This window comes from Pseudomonas sp. MWU12-2020 (genome assembly GCF_023100605.1).
In the GTDB taxonomy this organism is placed as follows: Bacteria; Pseudomonadota; Gammaproteobacteria; order Pseudomonadales; family Pseudomonadaceae; genus Aquipseudomonas; species Aquipseudomonas fluorescens_H.
Genome location: NZ_JALMEX010000014.1, coordinates 107332 through 124871, shown reverse-complemented (window position 1 = coordinate 124871; position 17540 = coordinate 107332). Strand labels below are relative to the sequence as shown.

The following is a 17540-nucleotide window of genomic DNA, read 5'->3' as shown; positions in this document are numbered from 1 at the left end:
CCTGCGGCTTGCAGCGCAAATCTTCTGCGTCCTACACCATCCCCCGACTAAATGCTAGAATCTGCGCCCATCATGCGGTCATTCTTTGGTATGGCCGAACATTCCTTCAAACAGTGCATCCCATGCTGAAGAAGTTGTTCCAGTCATTCCGAACACCCGTGCGTCGTACGCAACACATCCGCAGCACCCCTGAAGTGCTCAACAGCGGCCAACACTCGCTGCAAAAAGGGCAATTCAGCCGCTATGCGGTCAATATCGTCGAACGCTTGCAGGGCGCCGGCTACCAGGCCTATCTGGTCGGTGGTTGCGTGCGTGACATGCTGTTGGGCATCACGCCCAAGGACTTCGACGTCGCCACCAGCGCCACCCCCGAGCAAGTCCGTGCCGAATTCCGCAATGCGCGGATCATCGGTCGCCGCTTCAAACTGGTGCATATCCATTTCGGTCGCGAAATCATCGAAGTCGCGACCTTCCGCGCCAATCACCCGGTCAATGAAGATGACGAAGACAGCAACCAGTCTTCGCGCAACGAGAGCGGGCGGATTCTGCGCGACAACGTTTACGGCACCCTGGAAGAAGACGCGCAACGCCGCGACTTCACCATCAACGCCCTGTATTACGATCCGGTCAGCGAGCGCATTCTCGATTACGCCAACGGCGTACACGACATCCGCAATCACCTGATCCGACTGATCGGCGATCCGAAGCAGCGTTACCAGGAAGACCCGGTGCGCATGCTGCGAGCCGTACGTTTCGCCGCCAAGCTCAATTTCGGCATCGAGAAGCACACCGTGCAGCCGATCCGCGAACTGGCGCCGATGCTGCGCGAGATCCCGTCGGCCCGTCTGTTCGAGGAAGTGCTCAAGCTGTTCCTCTCCGGCCATGGCGCGATCACTTTCGAGATGCTAGTCGATCTGCAACTGTTCGCCCCGCTGTTCCCGGCCAGTGCCGACGCACTCGAGCACAACCCGGAATACACCCACACGCTGATCAGCGAAGCGCTGACCAACACCGACCTGCGCATCAAGCAGAACAAACCGGTGACCCCGGCGTTCCTGTTTGCCGCCCTGCTGTGGCCTGCCCTGCCGGCCCGCGTGTTGCGTCTGCAGGAACGTGGCATGCCGCCGATTCCGGCGATGCAGGAAGGTGCGCACGAACTGATCGCCGAACAGTGCCAGCGCATCGCCATTCCGAAGCGCTTCACCATGCCGATCCGCGAGATCTGGGACATGCAGGAACGCCTGCCACGGCGCAGCGGCAAACGCGCCGACCTGCTGCTGGACAATCCACGCTTCCGCGCCGGTTACGACTTCCTGCTGCTGCGTGAAAGCGCTGGCGAGCAGACTGACGGTCTCGGCGAATGGTGGACGGATTATCAGGACGCCAACGACAGCGAACGTCGCGACATGATCCGCGACCTCAGCGGCAAGGGTGATGACGCCAGCGGCGCGCCGCGCAAACGTCGTCGCAGCAGCGGTTCCAAGCGCAAGCGCGCCGGGGCCCCGAGCGCATCGGGCGAATAAGGCATGGAACGCATCTATATCGGCCTGGGCAGCAACCTCGCTGACCCGGCCGAACAATTGCGCAGCGCGCTCAACGCGCTGGGCCAATTGCCGCAGACCGCCCTCGCCGGCGTCTCGGCGTTCTATCAGAGCGATTCACTGCTGCCAGGGCAACCGCGTTACACCAACGCTGTCGCTGCCCTCGACAGTGACCTCGCGCCGCTGGACCTGCTCGATGCGCTGCAAGCCATCGAGAATGATCAGGGCCGCGAGCGACTGGAACGCTGGGGGCCGCGCACGCTGGATCTGGATATCCTGTTGTTCGGCGATCGCCTGATCGACGAGCCACGGCTGAAAGTCCCGCATTATCAAATTCAGGAACGGGCGTTCGCTCTGTATCCCCTGGCCGAACTGGCCCCCGCAGATCTGCGTCTGGCCGATGGCCGCACCCTCGCCAATCTGCTCGCCGCCTGCCCGTTCGTCGGCCTCGAACGCCTCCCGACAGATTGATTACAATCCCCTGTGGGAGCGAGCCTGCTCGCGAAAGCGGTGTGTCATTCAACACTGCGTTGACTGATCCGCCGCCTTCGCGAGCAGGCTCGCTCCCACATTGGTTTATTGCATACGCTGGATTTTGTCGGACAAAAAACCCGTCAATCAGGCCCGCCGCACCGCTGAATCGCATCAGTAACGCCGGTAACACTCCCCTCGTAACAATGCGGTAACACACGCAATTGACTTCCGCTTGGCTCCTCACGACTATAGGCGTCCCGCTGCCGCCAACCCGGCACATACGGGCGCAATCCAGGCCTTATAAGCACGACAAAAGACCGTGCGCCTGAGTAGACGAAGAATCACGCGCGTTACTCGCAGTAGTTTCCAGAGCGCCTGAACGAGGATTTTTTACATGCCAGCCATCACCCTGACCACGCTCCAGAGCCTCAAGCAGAAAGGTGAAAAGATCACCATGCTGACCTGCTATGACGCGACCTTCGCCCACGCCTGCAACGAGGCCGGTGTCGAAGTGCTGCTGGTGGGCGACTCCCTCGGCATGGTTCTGCAAGGTCACGACAGCACCCTGCCGGTGACCATCGCAGAAATGGCCTACCACACCGCCTGCGTCAAACGCGGCAACACCGACGCCCTGATCCTGGCCGACCTGCCATTCATGGCCAACGCCACTATTGAGCAAACCCTGACCAACAGCGCCATGCTGATGCAGGCCGGCGCGCACATGATCAAGGTCGAAGGTGCGCTGTGGCTGGCGGAGTCGATCCGCCTGCTGGCCGAACGCGGTGTGCCGGTCTGCGCGCACATGGGCCTGACCCCACAGGCCGTGAACATTCTTGGCGGCTATAAAGTGCAGGGCCGCAACGAGAACCAGGCGCGGCAGATGCGTGCCGACGCGATCTCGCTGGAGCAGGCTGGCGCAGCCATGCTGCTGCTCGAATGCGTGCCGAGCGAACTGGCTGCGGAAATCAGCCAGGCTGTGAAGATTCCGGTCATCGGCATCGGCGCCGGTAGCGATACCGACGGCCAGGTACTGGTGCTGCACGACATGCTCGGCCTGTCGATCACCGGCCGCGTGCCGAAATTCGTGAAGAACTTCATGAACGGCCAAGACAGCATCCAGTCAGCATTGAAGGCTTATGTCAATGAAGTCAAAGCCGTCACGTTCCCTGGCATCGAACACGGATTCTCTGCATGAACACCGTTAAAACCGTACGCGAACTGCGCGCCGCCGTGGCCCGCGCCCGCAGTGAAGGCAAGCGCATCGGCTTCGTGCCGACCATGGGCAACCTGCACAGCGGCCATGTCGCGCTGATCACCAAAGCCACCCAGCGCGTGGACTTCGTGGTCGCGAGCATTTTCGTCAACCCGCTGCAGTTCGGCGCCGGCGAAGACCTCGACAAGTACCCGCGCACCCTGGCGGCGGATCAGGAAAAGCTGCTGCAAGCCGGCTGCCACTTGCTGTTCGCCCCGACCGTCGAAGAGATGTACCCCGACGGCATGGCCGGGCAGACCCGGGTCAGCGTGCCGCAACTGTCCGAAGGCCTGTGCGGCGCCAGCCGTCCGGGGCACTTCGAGGGCGTGGCGACGGTGGTCAGCAAGCTGTTCAACATGGTTCAGCCGGATCTGGCGATCTTCGGCCAGAAGGACTTCCAGCAGCTGGCGGTGATCCGCGCGCTGGTGCATGACCTGAACATGCCGATCCAGATCATCGGTGAACCGACCGTGCGTGCGGCCGACGGCCTGGCGCTGTCGTCGCGCAACGGTTTCCTCAGCGAAGATCAACGTGCCGTGGCCCCGGTGGTCTATCGCACCCTGAGCGCGATTGCCGAGTCGATCAAGCACGGTGAGCGTGACTACCCGGCGCTGATCGCTAAGCAGGTGCAACAGCTGGAGGCCGCCGGCCTGCGTCCGGATTACCTGGAAATCCGCCACGCCCTGACCTTGCGTCCGGCAACGGCAGAGGACCGCGATCTGGTGATTCTGGTGGCCGCGTTCCTTGGCACCACGCGGTTGATCGACAACCTGCACCTGAACCTCGATACCCCGACTTAAAAAACAGCGCAATACCCCTGTAGGAGCGGGCTTGCTCGCGAATGCGGTGTGTCATTCAGCAGATAGGTTGACTGACACACCGCCTTCGCGAGCAAGCCCGCTCCCACATTGGTTTCTGGTGTCCACACAGACCATATTGCCGCCCCCAAAGCCTTCGGGCACACTGCCCGCCGTTTGCTTCCAACCCGGGAAATCCCTCATGCACGCCATCATGCTCAAGGCCAAGTTGCACCGCGCCGAAGTCACTCATGCGGTACTCGATTACGAAGGTTCCTGCGCCATTGATGGCGAGTGGCTGGACTTGTCCGGCATCCGTGAGTACGAGCAGATCCAGATCTATAACGTCGACAATGGCGAGCGCTTCACCACCTACGCGATTCGTGGCGAAGAAGGTTCGCGGATGATTTCGGTCAATGGCGCAGCCGCGCATAAAGCCAAGGTCGGCGACCGCGTGATCATTTGCGCCTACGCCCATTACAGCGAAGCGGAACTGCTGAATTTCAAGCCGCGCATGCTGTACATGGCGCCGGGCAATGAGCTCAGCCACACCAGCAACGCCATTCCGGTTCAGGTGGCCTGAGCCGCTTCGACGCGCCACTCCCCTTCCGTTGGTCGGCTTGTTCCCGGTATTGATGTTAAAAAAGTACAGGGAACAGGTCAGAAGAAGTCAAGACAGATCGCAGCGTGAGGTTTACTGTATTCGCCCTGCGTTGAAAAATCGTGTCGACGCATTTGACCCTCGCCCAAACATGGCGTATCGGTCTGTTCTGTGTTCAAAAGGCCGTTCAAGTAAAAAGGAAAACCGCAGCGATGGCGTACTACCGCACTCCTCATGACGTTACCGCTCTGCCTGCCTGGCAGGCGTTGAAAGATCACCGCCAAGCCATGCAGGATTTCAGCATGCGCGAAGCCTTCAACGCCGATCCGCAGCGCTTCAATCAGTTCACTCTCAGCAGCTGCGGACTGTTTCTCGATTATTCGAAGAACCTGATCAACGCCGAGACCCGCAACCTGCTGGTGGGTCTGGCCAATGAAGTCGATCTGAAAGGCGCGATCAAAGCGCTGTTCGACGGCGAAATCGTCAACGCCTCCGAAGGCCGCCCGGCGCTGCACACCGCCCTGCGCCGTCCGGTCGGCGACAAGCTGTCGGTCAACGGCGTCAACGTGATGCCGGAAGTGCACAAGGTGCTGAACCAGATCACGGATCTGGTCGGCCGCATCCACGACGGCCTGTGGCGTGGTTACACCGAGAAGCCGATCACTGACGTGGTCAACATCGGCATCGGTGGCTCGTTCCTCGGCCCGGAGCTGGTCTCCGAAGCGCTGTTGTCCTACGCGCAGAAAGGCGTGCGTTGCCACTACCTGGCGAACATCGACGGCAGTGAGTTCCACGAACTGACACAAAAGCTGCGCGCCGAAACCACGCTGTTCATCGTTTCGTCGAAATCCTTCAACACCCTCGAAACCCTGAAGAACGCTCAGGCCGCCCGCGCCTGGTATCTGGCTCAGGGTGGTTCGGAAGCCGAGCTGTATCGGCACTTCATCGCGGTGTCGAGCAACAACGCTGCGGCAGTCGCGTTCGGTATCCGTGAAGAAAACATCTTCCCGATGTGGGACTGGGTCGGCGGTCGTTACTCGCTGTGGTCGGCCATCGGTCTGCCGATTGCCCTGGCCATCGGCATGTCCAACTTCAAGGAACTGCTGTCCGGTGCCTACACCATGGACCAGCATTTCCAGAGCGCACCGTTCGAGCAGAACATGCCAGTGCTGCTGGCCCTGCTCGGCGTGTGGTACGGCAACTTCTGGGGCGCGCAAAGCCACGCAATCCTGCCGTACGACCACTACCTGCGTAACATCACCAAGCACTTGCAACAGCTGGACATGGAATCCAACGGCAAGAGCGTGCGTCAGGACGGCACCTCGGTGTCGACCGATACCGGTCCGGTGATCTGGGGCGGCGTCGGCTGCAACGGTCAGCACGCCTATCACCAGTTGCTGCATCAGGGCACCCAACTGATCCCGGCCGATTTCATCGTGCCGATCGTCAGCTTCAACCCGGTCTCCGATCACCATCAGTGGCTGTACGCCAACTGCCTGTCGCAAAGCCAGGCGCTGATGCTCGGCAAGACCCTGCCGGAAGCCGAGGCTGAGCTGCGCGACAAAGGCATGAGCGAAGAACAGGTGCACAAACTCGCACCGCACAAGGTGATCCCGGGCAACCGTCCGAGCAACACCATCGTGGTCGAGCGCATCAGCCCGCGTCGTCTGGGTGCGCTGGTCGCCATGTATGAACACAAAGTGTTCGTGCAGAGCGTGGTCTGGGGCATCAACGCCTTCGACCAGTGGGGCGTGGAACTGGGCAAGGAACTGGGCAAAGGCGTTTACAACCGTCTGGTCGGCAGCGATGAAACCACCGCTGACGATGCTTCTACCCAGGGCCTGATCAACTACTTCCGCGGTCGTCACCGCGGGTGATGTGAATGGGTTGCCCACAAATCCTGTGGGCAACCCATTTCCAATGTGGGAGCGAGCCTGCTCGCGAATGCAGTGTGTCATTCAGCATCTTTGTGACTGATACACCGCATTCGCGAGCAGGCTCGCTCCCACAGTTGTTTTAGCGATCACTTGAACCTCCGGGCCGCTCGGCGCATCTTTATTCCTGTCGCACAACAAGAATAAGGAACCGTCATGTTCGATATCAGCACGTTCCCCAAAGCCGATGCCGTCCGCCGGGCTGCGCAGTTGAGTCAGGACGACTATAAGCGTCTGTACCGCGAATCCATTGAACACCCCAGCGCCTTCTGGGCCGAACAGGCCACCCGCTTCCTCGACTGGAGCACACCGTGGCAGACCGTTCAGCGTTACGATCTGAAAACCGGTGAAGCGTCCTGGTTTGCCGGCGGCCAACTGAACGTCAGCTACAACTGCATCGACCGCCACCTCGCCCAGCGCGGCGAGCAGACCGCGATTCTCTGGGAAGGCGACGACCCTGCCGAATCGGCGCAGATCACCTACAAAAAACTCCACCATCACGTCTGCCGACTGGCCAATGTGCTGAAAAGCCGTGGGGTCAAAAAAGGTGATCGGGTGTGCATCTACATGCCGATGATCCCCGAGGCGGCCTACGCCATGCTCGCCTGCGCGCGGATCGGCGCGATTCATTCGGTGGTGTTCGGCGGCTTCTCCCCGGACTCACTGCGTGACCGCATCCTCGATGCCGACTGCCGCACCGTGATCACCGCCGATGAAGGCGTACGCGGCGGCAAGTTCGTCCCGCTCAAGCACAACGTCGACAAGGCCCTGCAAAGTTGCCCGGACGTCAGCACCGTCGTCGTAGTCGAACGCAGCCAAGGCCAGGTCGATTGGGTCGAGGGCCGTGATCTCTGGTATCACCAGGCCGTGCGTGAGGTCAGCGACGATTGCCCGCCAGAACCGATGGACGCCGAAGATCCGCTGTTCATCCTCTACACCTCCGGCAGCACCGGCAAACCCAAAGGCGTGCTGCACACCACCGGCGGCTACCTGCTGCAAGCGGCGATGACCTTCAAGTACGTGCTCGATTACCGCGATGGCGAAGTGTTCTGGTGCACCGCCGACGTCGGCTGGGTGACCGGCCACAGTTACATCGTCTACGGCCCGCTGGCCAACGGCGCAACCACGCTGATCTTCGAAGGCGTGCCAAGTTATCCAAGCACTTCGCGCTTCTGGCAGGTGATCGACAAACACCACGTCAACATTTTCTACACCGCGCCGACCGCCCTGCGCGCGTTGATGCGCGAAGGTGCCGGGCCGTTGCAGGAAACGTCGCGCCAAAGCCTCAGATTGCTCGGCAGTGTCGGTGAGCCAATCAACCCGGAAGCGTGGGAATGGTATTTCAACGTGGTCGGCGAACAGCGCTGCCCGATTGTCGATACCTGGTGGCAGACCGAAACCGGCGGGATCATGCTCAGCCCGCTGGTCAGTGCGCAACGCATCAAGCCGGGTTGCGCCACGCAGCCGATGTTCGGTGTGCAACCAGTGCTGCTCGACGAGCACGGCAAGGAAATCAAAGGCGCCGGCAGTGGCGTGCTGGCGATCAAGTCCAGCTGGCCGGCGCAGATCCGCAGCGTCTACGGCGATCCGCAACGCATGGTCGACACCTACTTCAAGCCCTACCCCGGCTACTACTTCACTGGTGATGGCGCACGCCGCGACGAAGACGGCGATTACTGGATCACCGGGCGCATCGATGATGTGATCAACGTCTCCGGCCACCGCATCGGCACCGCCGAAGTGGAAAGCGCGCTGGTCCTGCACGACAGCATCGCCGAGGCCGCCGTGGTCGGTTACCCGCACGACGTCAAAGGCCAGGGCATCTACGCCTTCGTCACGCCCATGAACGGCTTCGAGCCGAGCGATGAGCTGAAGAAAGAACTGCTCGCCCACGTGAGCAAGGAAATCGGCAGCTTCGCCAAACCGGACCTGATCCAGTGGGCGCCGGCCTTGCCGAAAACCCGCTCAGGCAAGATCATGCGGCGGATCCTGCGCAAGATCGCCTGCAACGAACTCGACAGCCTCGGCGACACGTCGACCCTGGCCGATCCGAGCGTGGTCCAGGGCCTGATCGACAAGCGCCTGAATCAGTAACATCTCCGGCGCGGGCCAACCGCCCGCGCCCTCCACCACCAATGAGTTGTCATGGAATTCATCCGCAGCCGTATCGAAAACCAACTCATGAGCCTGACCGGTCTGTCCCTCGGTCAGCTCGATCTGGAAAATCCCAAGGGCGATCCCGGGCTGTTCGGGCCGGACTCGGTCAGTTGGCAAGTGCATGGCGACTTCAGCAGCATGCTGATCGGCGGCATCAGCGCGTTGTTGCTGCAAGCCCTGCATCCGCTGGCGCTGGCCGGGGTCTGGGATCATTCGAACTTTCGTCAGGACATGCTCGGACGTCTGCGCCGCACCAGTCAGTTTGTCTCCGGCACCACGTTCGGCTCACGCCGCGACGCCGAATGGCTGATCGAAAAGGTGCGCACCATTCACCTGCAAGTGGTCGGTACCGCGCCGGATGGCCGGCCGTATGCGGCCAGCGATCCGGACCTGTTGACCTGGGTGCATGTGGCCGAGGTCAGCCATTTTCTTGCGGCACATTTGCGTTACCGCAATCCGCAATTGTCGGGGGCGGATCAGGATCGTTATTACGCGGAAATCGCCGTGGTCGCCGAGCGCCTGGGTGCGCGGGATGTGCCGAAATCGCGGCAAGCCGTGGCCGACTATCTGCAACGCATGCGTCCGCAATTGCTCTGTGATGAGCGCAGTCGCGAAGTCCTGCGCCTGCTGCTCGACGCGCCAGCCCCGAGCGTGCTCGCTCGACCGTTTGGCGACCTGATGATGAAGGCCGGCATCGATCTGCTGCCGGACTGGGCCAGTGACCTGTTCGGCATACGGCAGAACCCGCTGCAACGCCAGTTGATCCGCGCCAGCGTCAAGCGCAGTGCGCCGATGCTGCGCTGGGCGATGCGCAATGGTTCGGTGCAGCGGGCCAAACGCCGAATGGGACTGCTCACCTAAAAGCTTCGCGAGCAGGCTCGCTCCCACAGGAGATTTGATTTGCAGCATAGATCCTGTGTGGGAGCGAGCCTGCTCGCGAAGGGCGCAACTCGGTTGCCCGCCAAACTGCTAAACTCCCGCGCCTCAATTCTCACCAGCAAGGCGCACGCATGTCTTCCTTGAATCAGGCGCTGCGCGCCGCCCTCGATCAACGCCAGGATCTGCTCGCTGAGCTGCACAGCCAGGGCACCGATTGCTATCGCCTGTTCCACGGCAGCCAGGAAGGCGCCGGTGGTCTGACCGTCGACCGCTACGGCCCGCAGTTGCTGGTGCAAAGCTTTCATCAGACGCTGGAGCGTGACGACCTGCTGCAACTGCACGCCATGGTCAACCAGACCCTGGGCTTTGAAACGCTGCTGGTCTACAACGACCGCTCCCGCGGCAACTCGCGGATCGATCGCGAAGACAGCGTCTACCGCGCCGACGAGGCCGCCCTGGCGGATCTGGTCGGGCACGAATGGGGCCTGAACTATCGCGTGCGTGGGCGCCATGCCGGGCAGGACCCGCTGCTGTTCCTCGACCTGCGCAACACCCGCGGCCGGGTCAAGGATCACGCCAAAGGCAAAAGCGTGCTCAACCTGTTCGCCTACACCTGCGGCGTCGGCCTCAGTGCCGCCGCCGGTGGCGCGCGCGAGGTGTGCAACCTCGACTTCGCCGAAGGCAATCTGGCCGTCGGCCGCGAAAACGGTCTGCTCAATCCGCAGTTGCCCGAGATGCAATTTATCCAGTCCGATTACTTTCCGGCGATCCGTCAACTTGCCGGGCTGCCCATCAACCAGCGGCGCGGGCAGAAACTGCCGAGCTATCAGCGTCTCGACCAGCGTCAATACGATCTGGTGCTGCTTGATCCACCGGCCTGGGCCAAGAGCGCGTTCGGCACCGTCGACCTGCTGCGCGACTATCAGAGCCTGCTCAAACCGGCACTGCTGACCACCGCCGACAACGGCGTACTGATCTGCTGCAACAACCTGGCAAAAGTCAGCATGGATGACTGGCGTGAACAGGTCCTGCGCTGCGCCGAAAAGGCCGGGCGCCCGGTGCGCGAATGGAGCGTGATGACCCCGGGCGCGGACTTCCCGTCACGGGATCAACAGCCACCGCTGAAAACCCTGATTCTGCAGCTCTGAACCGCTCGCGCGGCGGACACCTATCCAAGGTGGGAGCGAGCCTGCTCGCGAAAGCGGTGTATCAGCCACCAGATAGGGTGACTGATAGAACGCCTTCGCGAGCAGGCTCGCTCCCACACGGGATGTGGTCCTACAGAACAATCTGAACAATCCTGCACCCCACGATGTACTTCGGAACCAGAATCGCGTGCCATACTCCAAGGCACTCCGATTCAGAGATGAAGCCGCACATGCCCAAAGGATTGATTCGCGCGATTGGCGCCTTGTTGACTGCTCTGGCCCTCTACAGCCTGCTGGGGTTTCTGATTTTGCCGGGCATCGCCCTGCGCATCGCCAACCAGCAGTTGGCCAACTACGCCACGGTGCCGGCGCATATCCAGCGCATCGAACTCAATCCGTTCAGCCTTGAAGTCACCCTGTGGGGGCTGGTCATCGGTGAGCCGGGCAAGGAGCAGGTCGGTTTCGAGCGGCTGTACGCCAACCTGCAACTCGACAGCCTGTGGACCAAGGCGCTGCATCTGGCCGATATCGAGCTGGACAAGCCCAAGACTGAAGTCCTCTTCGCCAAGGACGGCCAGCTCAATCTGCTGGGCCTGTTCAAAATTCCCGCCAGCGAGCCGACCCCGGCCGACCCGAATGCCAAGCCGTTCCCGCTGCGCATCGACCGCATTCAACTGGCTGGGGGCAACGTGCATTTCCAGGACGCCCGGCCGAGCGAGCCGATCGAGTTCCTCTACGACAAACTCGACTTCGAACTGAAAAACCTCAGCACCCTGCCCGAAGACAATGCCGACATGACCCTGGTGGCTGCCGGCCCGGCCGGTGGGCAGATCGACTGGAAAGGCAACTTCAGCCTGATCCCGTTCACCTCCGAAGGCACTTTGAAAGTCACCGACGGCAAGATGAAATCCTTCTGGCCCTACGTGCGCGATGCGCTGCCCTTGGTGCTCGAAGACGGCGTGATCAACCTCAGCACCGAATACAAACTGAATCTGTCGAAAGAAACCGAACTGCTGCTGAACAACATCGCAGTGAGCATTGCGCCGTTCTCGATCAAGGCGCCGGATGGCCGCCCGCTGGCAAAACTTGAACGCCTGGACGTCAGCGAGACTTCGCTGGACCTGGCCAAACAGCAAGTGGTGGTCGGCAAGATCCGCAGCAACAAACTGGAAACCTGGGCCGCGCTCGAAGCCGACGGCCAGCTCGACTGGCAGAAACTGTTCGCCAGCCAGCCATCGAAACCGGCCGCCAAGGCCGCAGCCGAACCCAAGTCCACTCCGGCCGCCGCCGACTCGCCGAAAGCGCCGGCCGCGCCGAGCAAGCCTTGGCAAGTGCTGCTCAAAGACGTACAGCTACGCAACTACACCGTGCATCTCGCCGACCGTTCGGCCAACCCGCCGGTGGCGCTGGACATCACCCCGCTGAACATCGACCTGCAGGATTTCGACAGCCTCAACGGCTCGCCTTTCAAGGTCAGGCTCGACAGCGGTCTGGGCAAACAGGGCAAGATCAACGCCGATGGTGTAGTCAACCTGGCCCCGGTCACCGCCCAGCTCAACGTGAAAACCCAGGACATCGACCTGCGTGTCGCGCAGTCCTACATCAATCCGTTCATTCGCCTGGAGCTGCGCAGCGGCATGCTCGGCAGCGACCTCAAGGTCAACCTCAAGAGCACCGCCCCCCTGGCACTCGGCGTGACCGGGCGTGCGCAGATCGATCAATTGCACACCCTCGACACCCTGAAAACCCGCGACTTCCTCAAGTGGCAGCAAGTGGTGGTCGAAGGTCTGAATTATCAGCACGGTGACAGCCTGTCGATCGACAAGGTCAACCTGTTCCAGCCGTATGTGCGGTTCATGATCAACGATGACCGCACCACCAACATTGACGACCTGCTGATCCCGCAGCCCGCCAACAGCGGTGCGAAAACCGCCGCGGCGAAACCGCCCAGCAAAGATAAACCACTGGGCATTCACATCGGCGCGATTGCGATCAACGACGGCTCGGCCAATTTCGCCGACTTCAGCCTGACGCCGAATTTCGCTACGGCGGTGCAACAGCTCAACGGCCAGATCGGTACCATCGACAGCCGTCAGGCGAAACCGGCCAGCGTCGACGTCAAGGGCAAGGTCGATCGCTATGCCCCGGTGACCATCAAAGGCGCGGTCAATCCGTTCGACCCGATGGCCAGTCTCGACATCGCCACCAGTTTCAAACGCGTCGAGCTGACGACACTGACGCCGTACTCCGGCAAGTTCGCCGGTTACCGTATCCGCAAGGGCCGGCTCAACCTCGACCTGCACTACCTGATCACCAAGGGCCAGTTGAAGGCCGAAAACAAAGTGGTGGTCGAGCAACTGCAACTCGGCGAGAAAGTCGACAGCCCGGATGCCGTGAGCCTGCCGCTGAAACTGGCGATTGCCCTGCTCAAGGACGTCGATGGCAAGATTTCCATCGAGCTGCCGGTAACTGGCGATCTGAATAACCCACAGTTCAGCGTGATGCCGATTGTCTGGCAGACCCTGCGTAATCTCATCGTCAAAGCTGCCGCGGCACCGTTCAAGCTGATTGGCGGGCTGATCAACGGCGGCGGTTCCGAAGACCTCGGCACCGTGTCCTTTGCTCCCGGGTCCAGCGACCTGAGCAAGGACGCCCAGTCGGCGCTGGACAAACTGTCCCAAGCCCTCAAGGAACGTCCGGCCCTGCGCCTGGAAATCGAAGGCACCGCCGCGCAGAGCAGCGACGGTCCGTTGATCGCCGAACAGCGTCTGGAACGTGAATACCAGTACAACTACTACAAAATGCTCCAGCGTCGTGGCGACAAGGTCCCGGCTCAGGCTTCCCTGCTGCAGGTGCCGGACAGCGAAAAAGGCCCGCTGCTCGAAGGCATCTACCGTACTCGCCTGAAAACCCAGCCACCGGCCGAATGGAAGGATCTGGGCAAGGAAGAACGCACGGCGAAAATGCGTGACGGCGTAATCAAGTTCTGGAGTTCCAGCGATGTGCTGCTGCGCCAATTGGGTCAGGAACGCGCCAGCAGCATCAAGGATTATCTGGTCGACAAAGGCCAACTGGCGGATGACCGGGTGTACTTCATCGACGCCAACCTTGGCGAAGCCGAAAGCGATGGTCGGGTCGTGACGCAAATGCACCTGGACGCCGAGTGATGAACCACAACTGGCTGGTTGCAATAGCGCTGATGCTCGCCGCCAGCCCGGCGCTGGCCTCCGACACGCTGCGTTGTGGCAGTCAGTTGGTCAGTCTCGGCGACCGCACCAGCGAAGTGCTGCAAAAGTGTGGCGAACCGGTCAGCCGCGATGTCCTCGGCTACAAGCGCAGCGCCAATCGCCGCGAAGAGTTTCAGGTCGAGGAATGGACCTACGGCCCGAGCAACGGCATTTACCAGTACCTGCGCTTTGAAGGCAATCGCCTGCGGCAGATCAACAGCAAGCGCGGTAACTGAACCACAACCTATATCCCTGTGGGAGCGGGCTTGCTCGCGAATGCAGTGTGTCATCTGATGAATATGCCTGCTGACACACCGCATTCGCGAGCAAGCCCGCTCCCACATTTAGCTTTTGCTGACCTGAAATAGAACAGGCCCCGACACAAGTGCCGGGGCCCGTAATGGTCACGTCCGTGTGACCGTTCGCATGAACTCTAAAGTTGCGGCAGACGTATTGCTCGGCCCGTCTGTCGCGCCTTCTCCCGGTCCAGGCGAGAAGTCATGCCTTACTCGGCTTTCAGGCCGTCAGCGGAGACCGCTTTAACGCCTTTGATTTTCTTGGCGATAGCCACTGCGGTGGTTTTCTGAGCCTCGGTGATGGCTACAGTCGACGACAGCGATACAACACCTTTGTTGGTTTCAACTTTGATGTCAGTGCCTGGAATGCCTTTTTCGGTTACCAGGTCGCTTTTGACTTTGGTAGTGATCCAGGTATCGGAAGTAGCTTCTTTAGCCTTGGTCATTTCACCAGCAGCCAGAGTCATTGGAGCCTGAGTAGCCTGGGTGGTTTGTGCGAAAGCACCGGAAGCCATGGTCAGGGTCAGCGCGGTAGCAGCAGCGGCAGTGATAGCGAACTTCTTCATACGAGTAACTCCTGTTTTTCTGGAAAGTCTGCTGGTTGTCTTGTCAGCAGGGTTACTGGGTATATTGCGAAGGCTGTGCCAACTTTTCGAAAGACAATAAATCGTTATAAATCAATTATTTATGAATTAGACAAATTTTTGGAATCATGCAATTTGCATGACGCATGCATTATCGACATGCAAGTTGCGGCTTTTCGGAAAGTTCCTAACACGCTGAAATTATTGAAGCTTTTTCCAGCGCAAAAAGGCAAAAAAATGCCCCGCATCGCGGGGCATCTTAGGCCGTTTGCTGACTAGATCAGGCACCGGTACCCGCGCAACCTTTAGGCGCGTAGTCCGGGTTGACGGTCGACGCACAGCTCCAGACGCCGGAGGTGTTGCCGGTTGCAGCCCCCGTGCGGGTAAGGGTGATGGTTTTACCCAGCACCGGGCCCGGGGCGTTCACCAGTGTGCAGGTAATGGTGCCGGCACCTGTCGCAGCTGTTCCCGAAGCCGCCAGTGTGCAGTTGGAGGTGGTCGCTGTGGCACTACCGGCCACAAGTAACAGGGTTGGATCGGTACCTTGATTAATGGTGTCCTCGAACGGCACCTTCAGCGCGCTGATTTCGGCCAGACCTGCCGTCACCTTCGAACGCGCCTGATACTTGGAGTATTGCGGCAGGGCGATGGTCGCCAGAATGCCGATGATCGCCACCACGATCAGCAGCTCGATCAGAGTGAAACCTTTTTGGTTGTTCATAGACAGGCTCTCCATGCATGAGTCGGAATCTCATGATCTGCAAAGGGCTCAGCATAGGCCGTGCCAACCGCTTGCAGACCCCGTGCGCTCGGCATAAAGGGGCCGTGTCGCGCTTTCCTACAACCCGTAACCGCACTATCTGACACTTTTTGTCACCTGTACCGGGCGTGTTTGGCGCTGTCACTTGACTAGGCTATAAGTCATGAACTGTCAGCATCCGGAATCCCCATGAATGACATCGCTCTGAGCGGTCTGGCCAAGCAATTGGTACAGGCCGAACTGCTTACGGAAAAAAGCGCCCAGCAGGCCTGGCAACAGGCGCAGCGCAATCGGCTGTCGCTGGTCAGTTACCTGGTGCAGAACAAACTGGTGAAGAGCTCACAGGTCGCCGAGATCGCTTCCGAGCATTTCGGCATGGCCTTCATGGACCTCAACTGCCTGGACAAGGAAACCCAGCCCAAAGGCCTGGTCAGTGAAAAACTGGTGCGCCAGCACCACGCCCTGCCCTTGTGGCGCCGTGGCAACAAGCTGTTCGTGGGCATTTCCGACCCGAGCAATCATCAGGCGATCAATGACATTCAGTTCAGCACCGGACTGAGCACCGAAGCCATTCTGGTGGAGGACGACAAGCTCACCGAGGCCATCGAGAAATTCTTCGACACCCATACCAGCGGCCTCGAAGAAATGGCCGACGTCGATCTCGACGGCGTGGATGTCGAGTCCGTCGACGACAGCCGCCAGGACGCCATCGGCGGACTCGACGCCGATGACGCGCCGGTCGTGCGTTTCGTGCACAAGATGCTGCTCGACGCGATCAAAAGTGGCTCGTCGGACCTGCACTTCGAACCCTACGAAAAAAACTTCCGGGTGCGGGTGCGTACCGACGGCATCCTGCGCGAGGTGGCCAAACCGCCGATCCAGTTGGCCGGGCGAATCGCCGCACGCCTGAAAGTCATGGCCAGCCTGGATATCTCGGAGCGACGCAAACCCCAGGACGGGCGGATCAAGATGCGCCTGTCGAAGACCAAGTCCATCGACTTCCGGGTCAACACCCTGCCGACCCTGTGGGGCGAAAAAGTGGTGATCCGGATTCTCGATCCCTCCAGCGCACAGATCGGCATCGATGCGCTGGGTTACGAACCGGCGCAGAAAGACCTGTACATGGCAGCGCTGAAGCAACCGCAGGGCATGATTCTGGTGACCGGGCCTACCGGGTCGGGGAAAACCGTATCGCTGTACACCGGCCTGAATATCCTCAACACCGTCGACATCAACATTTCGACCGCCGAAGACCCGGTGGAAATCAACATGGAAGGCATCAACCAGGTCAACGTCAACCCGAAACAGGGGCTGGATTTTGCCCAGGCCCTGCGTTCGTTTCTGCGGCAGGACCCGGACGTGATCATGGTCGGCGAGATCCGCGACCTGGAAACCGCCGAAATCGCGATCAAGGCCGCGCAGACCGGCCACCTGGTGCTGTCCACGCTGCACACCAACAGCGCCGCCGAAACCCTGACCCGCCTGCACAACATGGGCATTCCCGGGTTCAACATCGCCACCTCGGTGAGCCTGATCATCGCCCAGCGTCTGGCGCGCAAGCTGTGCAGCCACTGCAAGAAACCGATCGAGATCCCCCGCGAAACGCTGATCAAGGAAGGTTTCCCGCCGGAACAGATCGGCAGTTTCACGATCTATGAGCCGGTCGGTTGCGACCTCTGCAACGGCGGCTACAAAGGACGCGTGGGGATTTACGAAGTGGTGAAAAACACCCCTGACCTGCAACGGCTGATCATGGCCGAAGGCAATTCGCTGGAAATCGACAGCCAGATGCGTCGCGACGGCTTCGACGACCTGCGCACCTCGGGCCTGCACAAGGCCATGCAAGGCATCACCAGCCTGGAAGAAATCAACCGGGTCACCAAGGACTGA

The 17540-nt window shown here is 60.6% G+C and carries 14 protein-coding genes; 12 read left to right on the top strand and 2 right to left on the bottom strand.

Annotated elements, in window-relative coordinates:
* Window positions 1–122 precede the first annotated feature (122 nt).
* The 11 genes from M0814_RS25290 to M0814_RS25240 all read left to right on the top strand — a co-directional run bounded on the left by M0814_RS25290 (window position 123) and on the right by M0814_RS25240 (window position 14246).
* Complete coding sequence (locus M0814_RS25290) at window positions 123–1523, top strand: polynucleotide adenylyltransferase PcnB (RefSeq protein ID WP_047600294.1); 1401 nt, start codon at window positions 123–125, stop codon at window positions 1521–1523.
* A 3-nt stretch (window positions 1524–1526) separates the two neighbouring features.
* Window positions 1527–2012, top strand: a complete 486-nt coding sequence (folK, locus tag M0814_RS25285; protein WP_103484961.1) for a 2-amino-4-hydroxy-6-hydroxymethyldihydropteridine diphosphokinase — start codon at window positions 1527–1529, stop codon at window positions 2010–2012.
* A gap of 397 nt (window positions 2013–2409) precedes the next feature.
* Window positions 2410–3210 carry a 3-methyl-2-oxobutanoate hydroxymethyltransferase gene (gene panB, locus M0814_RS25280; RefSeq protein ID WP_003228263.1) on the top strand — a complete coding sequence of 267 codons (801 nt, stop codon included), beginning with the start codon at window positions 2410–2412 and terminating at the stop codon, window positions 3208–3210.
* Window positions 3207–4067, top strand: coding sequence for a pantoate--beta-alanine ligase (panC, locus tag M0814_RS25275; RefSeq protein WP_103484963.1), 861 nt, complete (start codon window positions 3207–3209; stop codon window positions 4065–4067). The genes panB and panC overlap by 4 nt, the downstream gene beginning before the upstream one ends.
* Window positions 4068–4266: 199 nt before the next feature.
* A complete protein-coding gene (gene panD / locus M0814_RS25270; RefSeq protein WP_003228271.1) occupies window positions 4267–4647 on the top strand; it encodes an aspartate 1-decarboxylase in 381 nt (126 codons plus the stop codon).
* A 230-nt stretch (window positions 4648–4877) separates the two neighbouring features.
* On the top strand, window positions 4878–6542 hold the full coding sequence (pgi, locus tag M0814_RS25265; protein ID WP_003228272.1) for a glucose-6-phosphate isomerase: 1665 nt from the start codon (window positions 4878–4880) through the stop codon (window positions 6540–6542).
* Between the two features lie 213 nt (window positions 6543–6755).
* The gene (acs, locus tag M0814_RS25260) at window positions 6756–8693 is read left to right on the top strand and encodes an acetate--CoA ligase (protein WP_045122639.1); all 1938 of its coding nucleotides are present in this window, start codon (window positions 6756–6758) and stop codon (window positions 8691–8693) included.
* Between the two features lie 51 nt (window positions 8694–8744).
* Window positions 8745–9617 carry an oxygenase MpaB family protein gene (locus M0814_RS25255; RefSeq protein WP_103484964.1) on the top strand — a complete coding sequence of 291 codons (873 nt, stop codon included), beginning with the start codon at window positions 8745–8747 and terminating at the stop codon, window positions 9615–9617.
* Window positions 9618–9766: 149 nt separating this feature from the next.
* Complete coding sequence (locus tag M0814_RS25250) at window positions 9767–10783, top strand: class I SAM-dependent methyltransferase (RefSeq protein WP_103484965.1); 1017 nt, start codon at window positions 9767–9769, stop codon at window positions 10781–10783.
* A gap of 218 nt (window positions 10784–11001) precedes the next feature.
* Complete coding sequence (locus M0814_RS25245; RefSeq protein WP_103484966.1) at window positions 11002–13950, top strand: DUF748 domain-containing protein; 2949 nt, start codon at window positions 11002–11004, stop codon at window positions 13948–13950.
* Window positions 13950–14246, top strand: a complete 297-nt coding sequence (locus tag M0814_RS25240; RefSeq protein WP_103484967.1) for a DUF2845 domain-containing protein — start codon at window positions 13950–13952, stop codon at window positions 14244–14246. The genes M0814_RS25245 and M0814_RS25240 overlap by 1 nt, the downstream gene beginning before the upstream one ends.
* A gap of 269 nt (window positions 14247–14515) precedes the next feature.
* Here M0814_RS25240 and M0814_RS25235 read toward each other — a convergent pair whose 3' ends face one another.
* Window positions 14516–14872, bottom strand: a complete 357-nt coding sequence (locus M0814_RS25235; protein ID WP_103484968.1) for a BON domain-containing protein — start codon at window positions 14870–14872, stop codon at window positions 14516–14518.
* Between the two features lie 298 nt (window positions 14873–15170).
* Window positions 15171–15611, bottom strand: a complete 441-nt coding sequence (locus M0814_RS25230; protein ID WP_003228285.1) for a pilin — start codon at window positions 15609–15611, stop codon at window positions 15171–15173.
* A gap of 228 nt (window positions 15612–15839) precedes the next feature.
* Here M0814_RS25230 and pilB point away from each other — a divergent pair, with 228 nt between their 5' ends.
* Window positions 15840–17540 (top strand): type IV-A pilus assembly ATPase PilB, encoded by a 1701-nt coding sequence (gene pilB / locus M0814_RS25225; RefSeq protein ID WP_103484969.1) that lies wholly within the window; start codon window positions 15840–15842, stop codon window positions 17538–17540.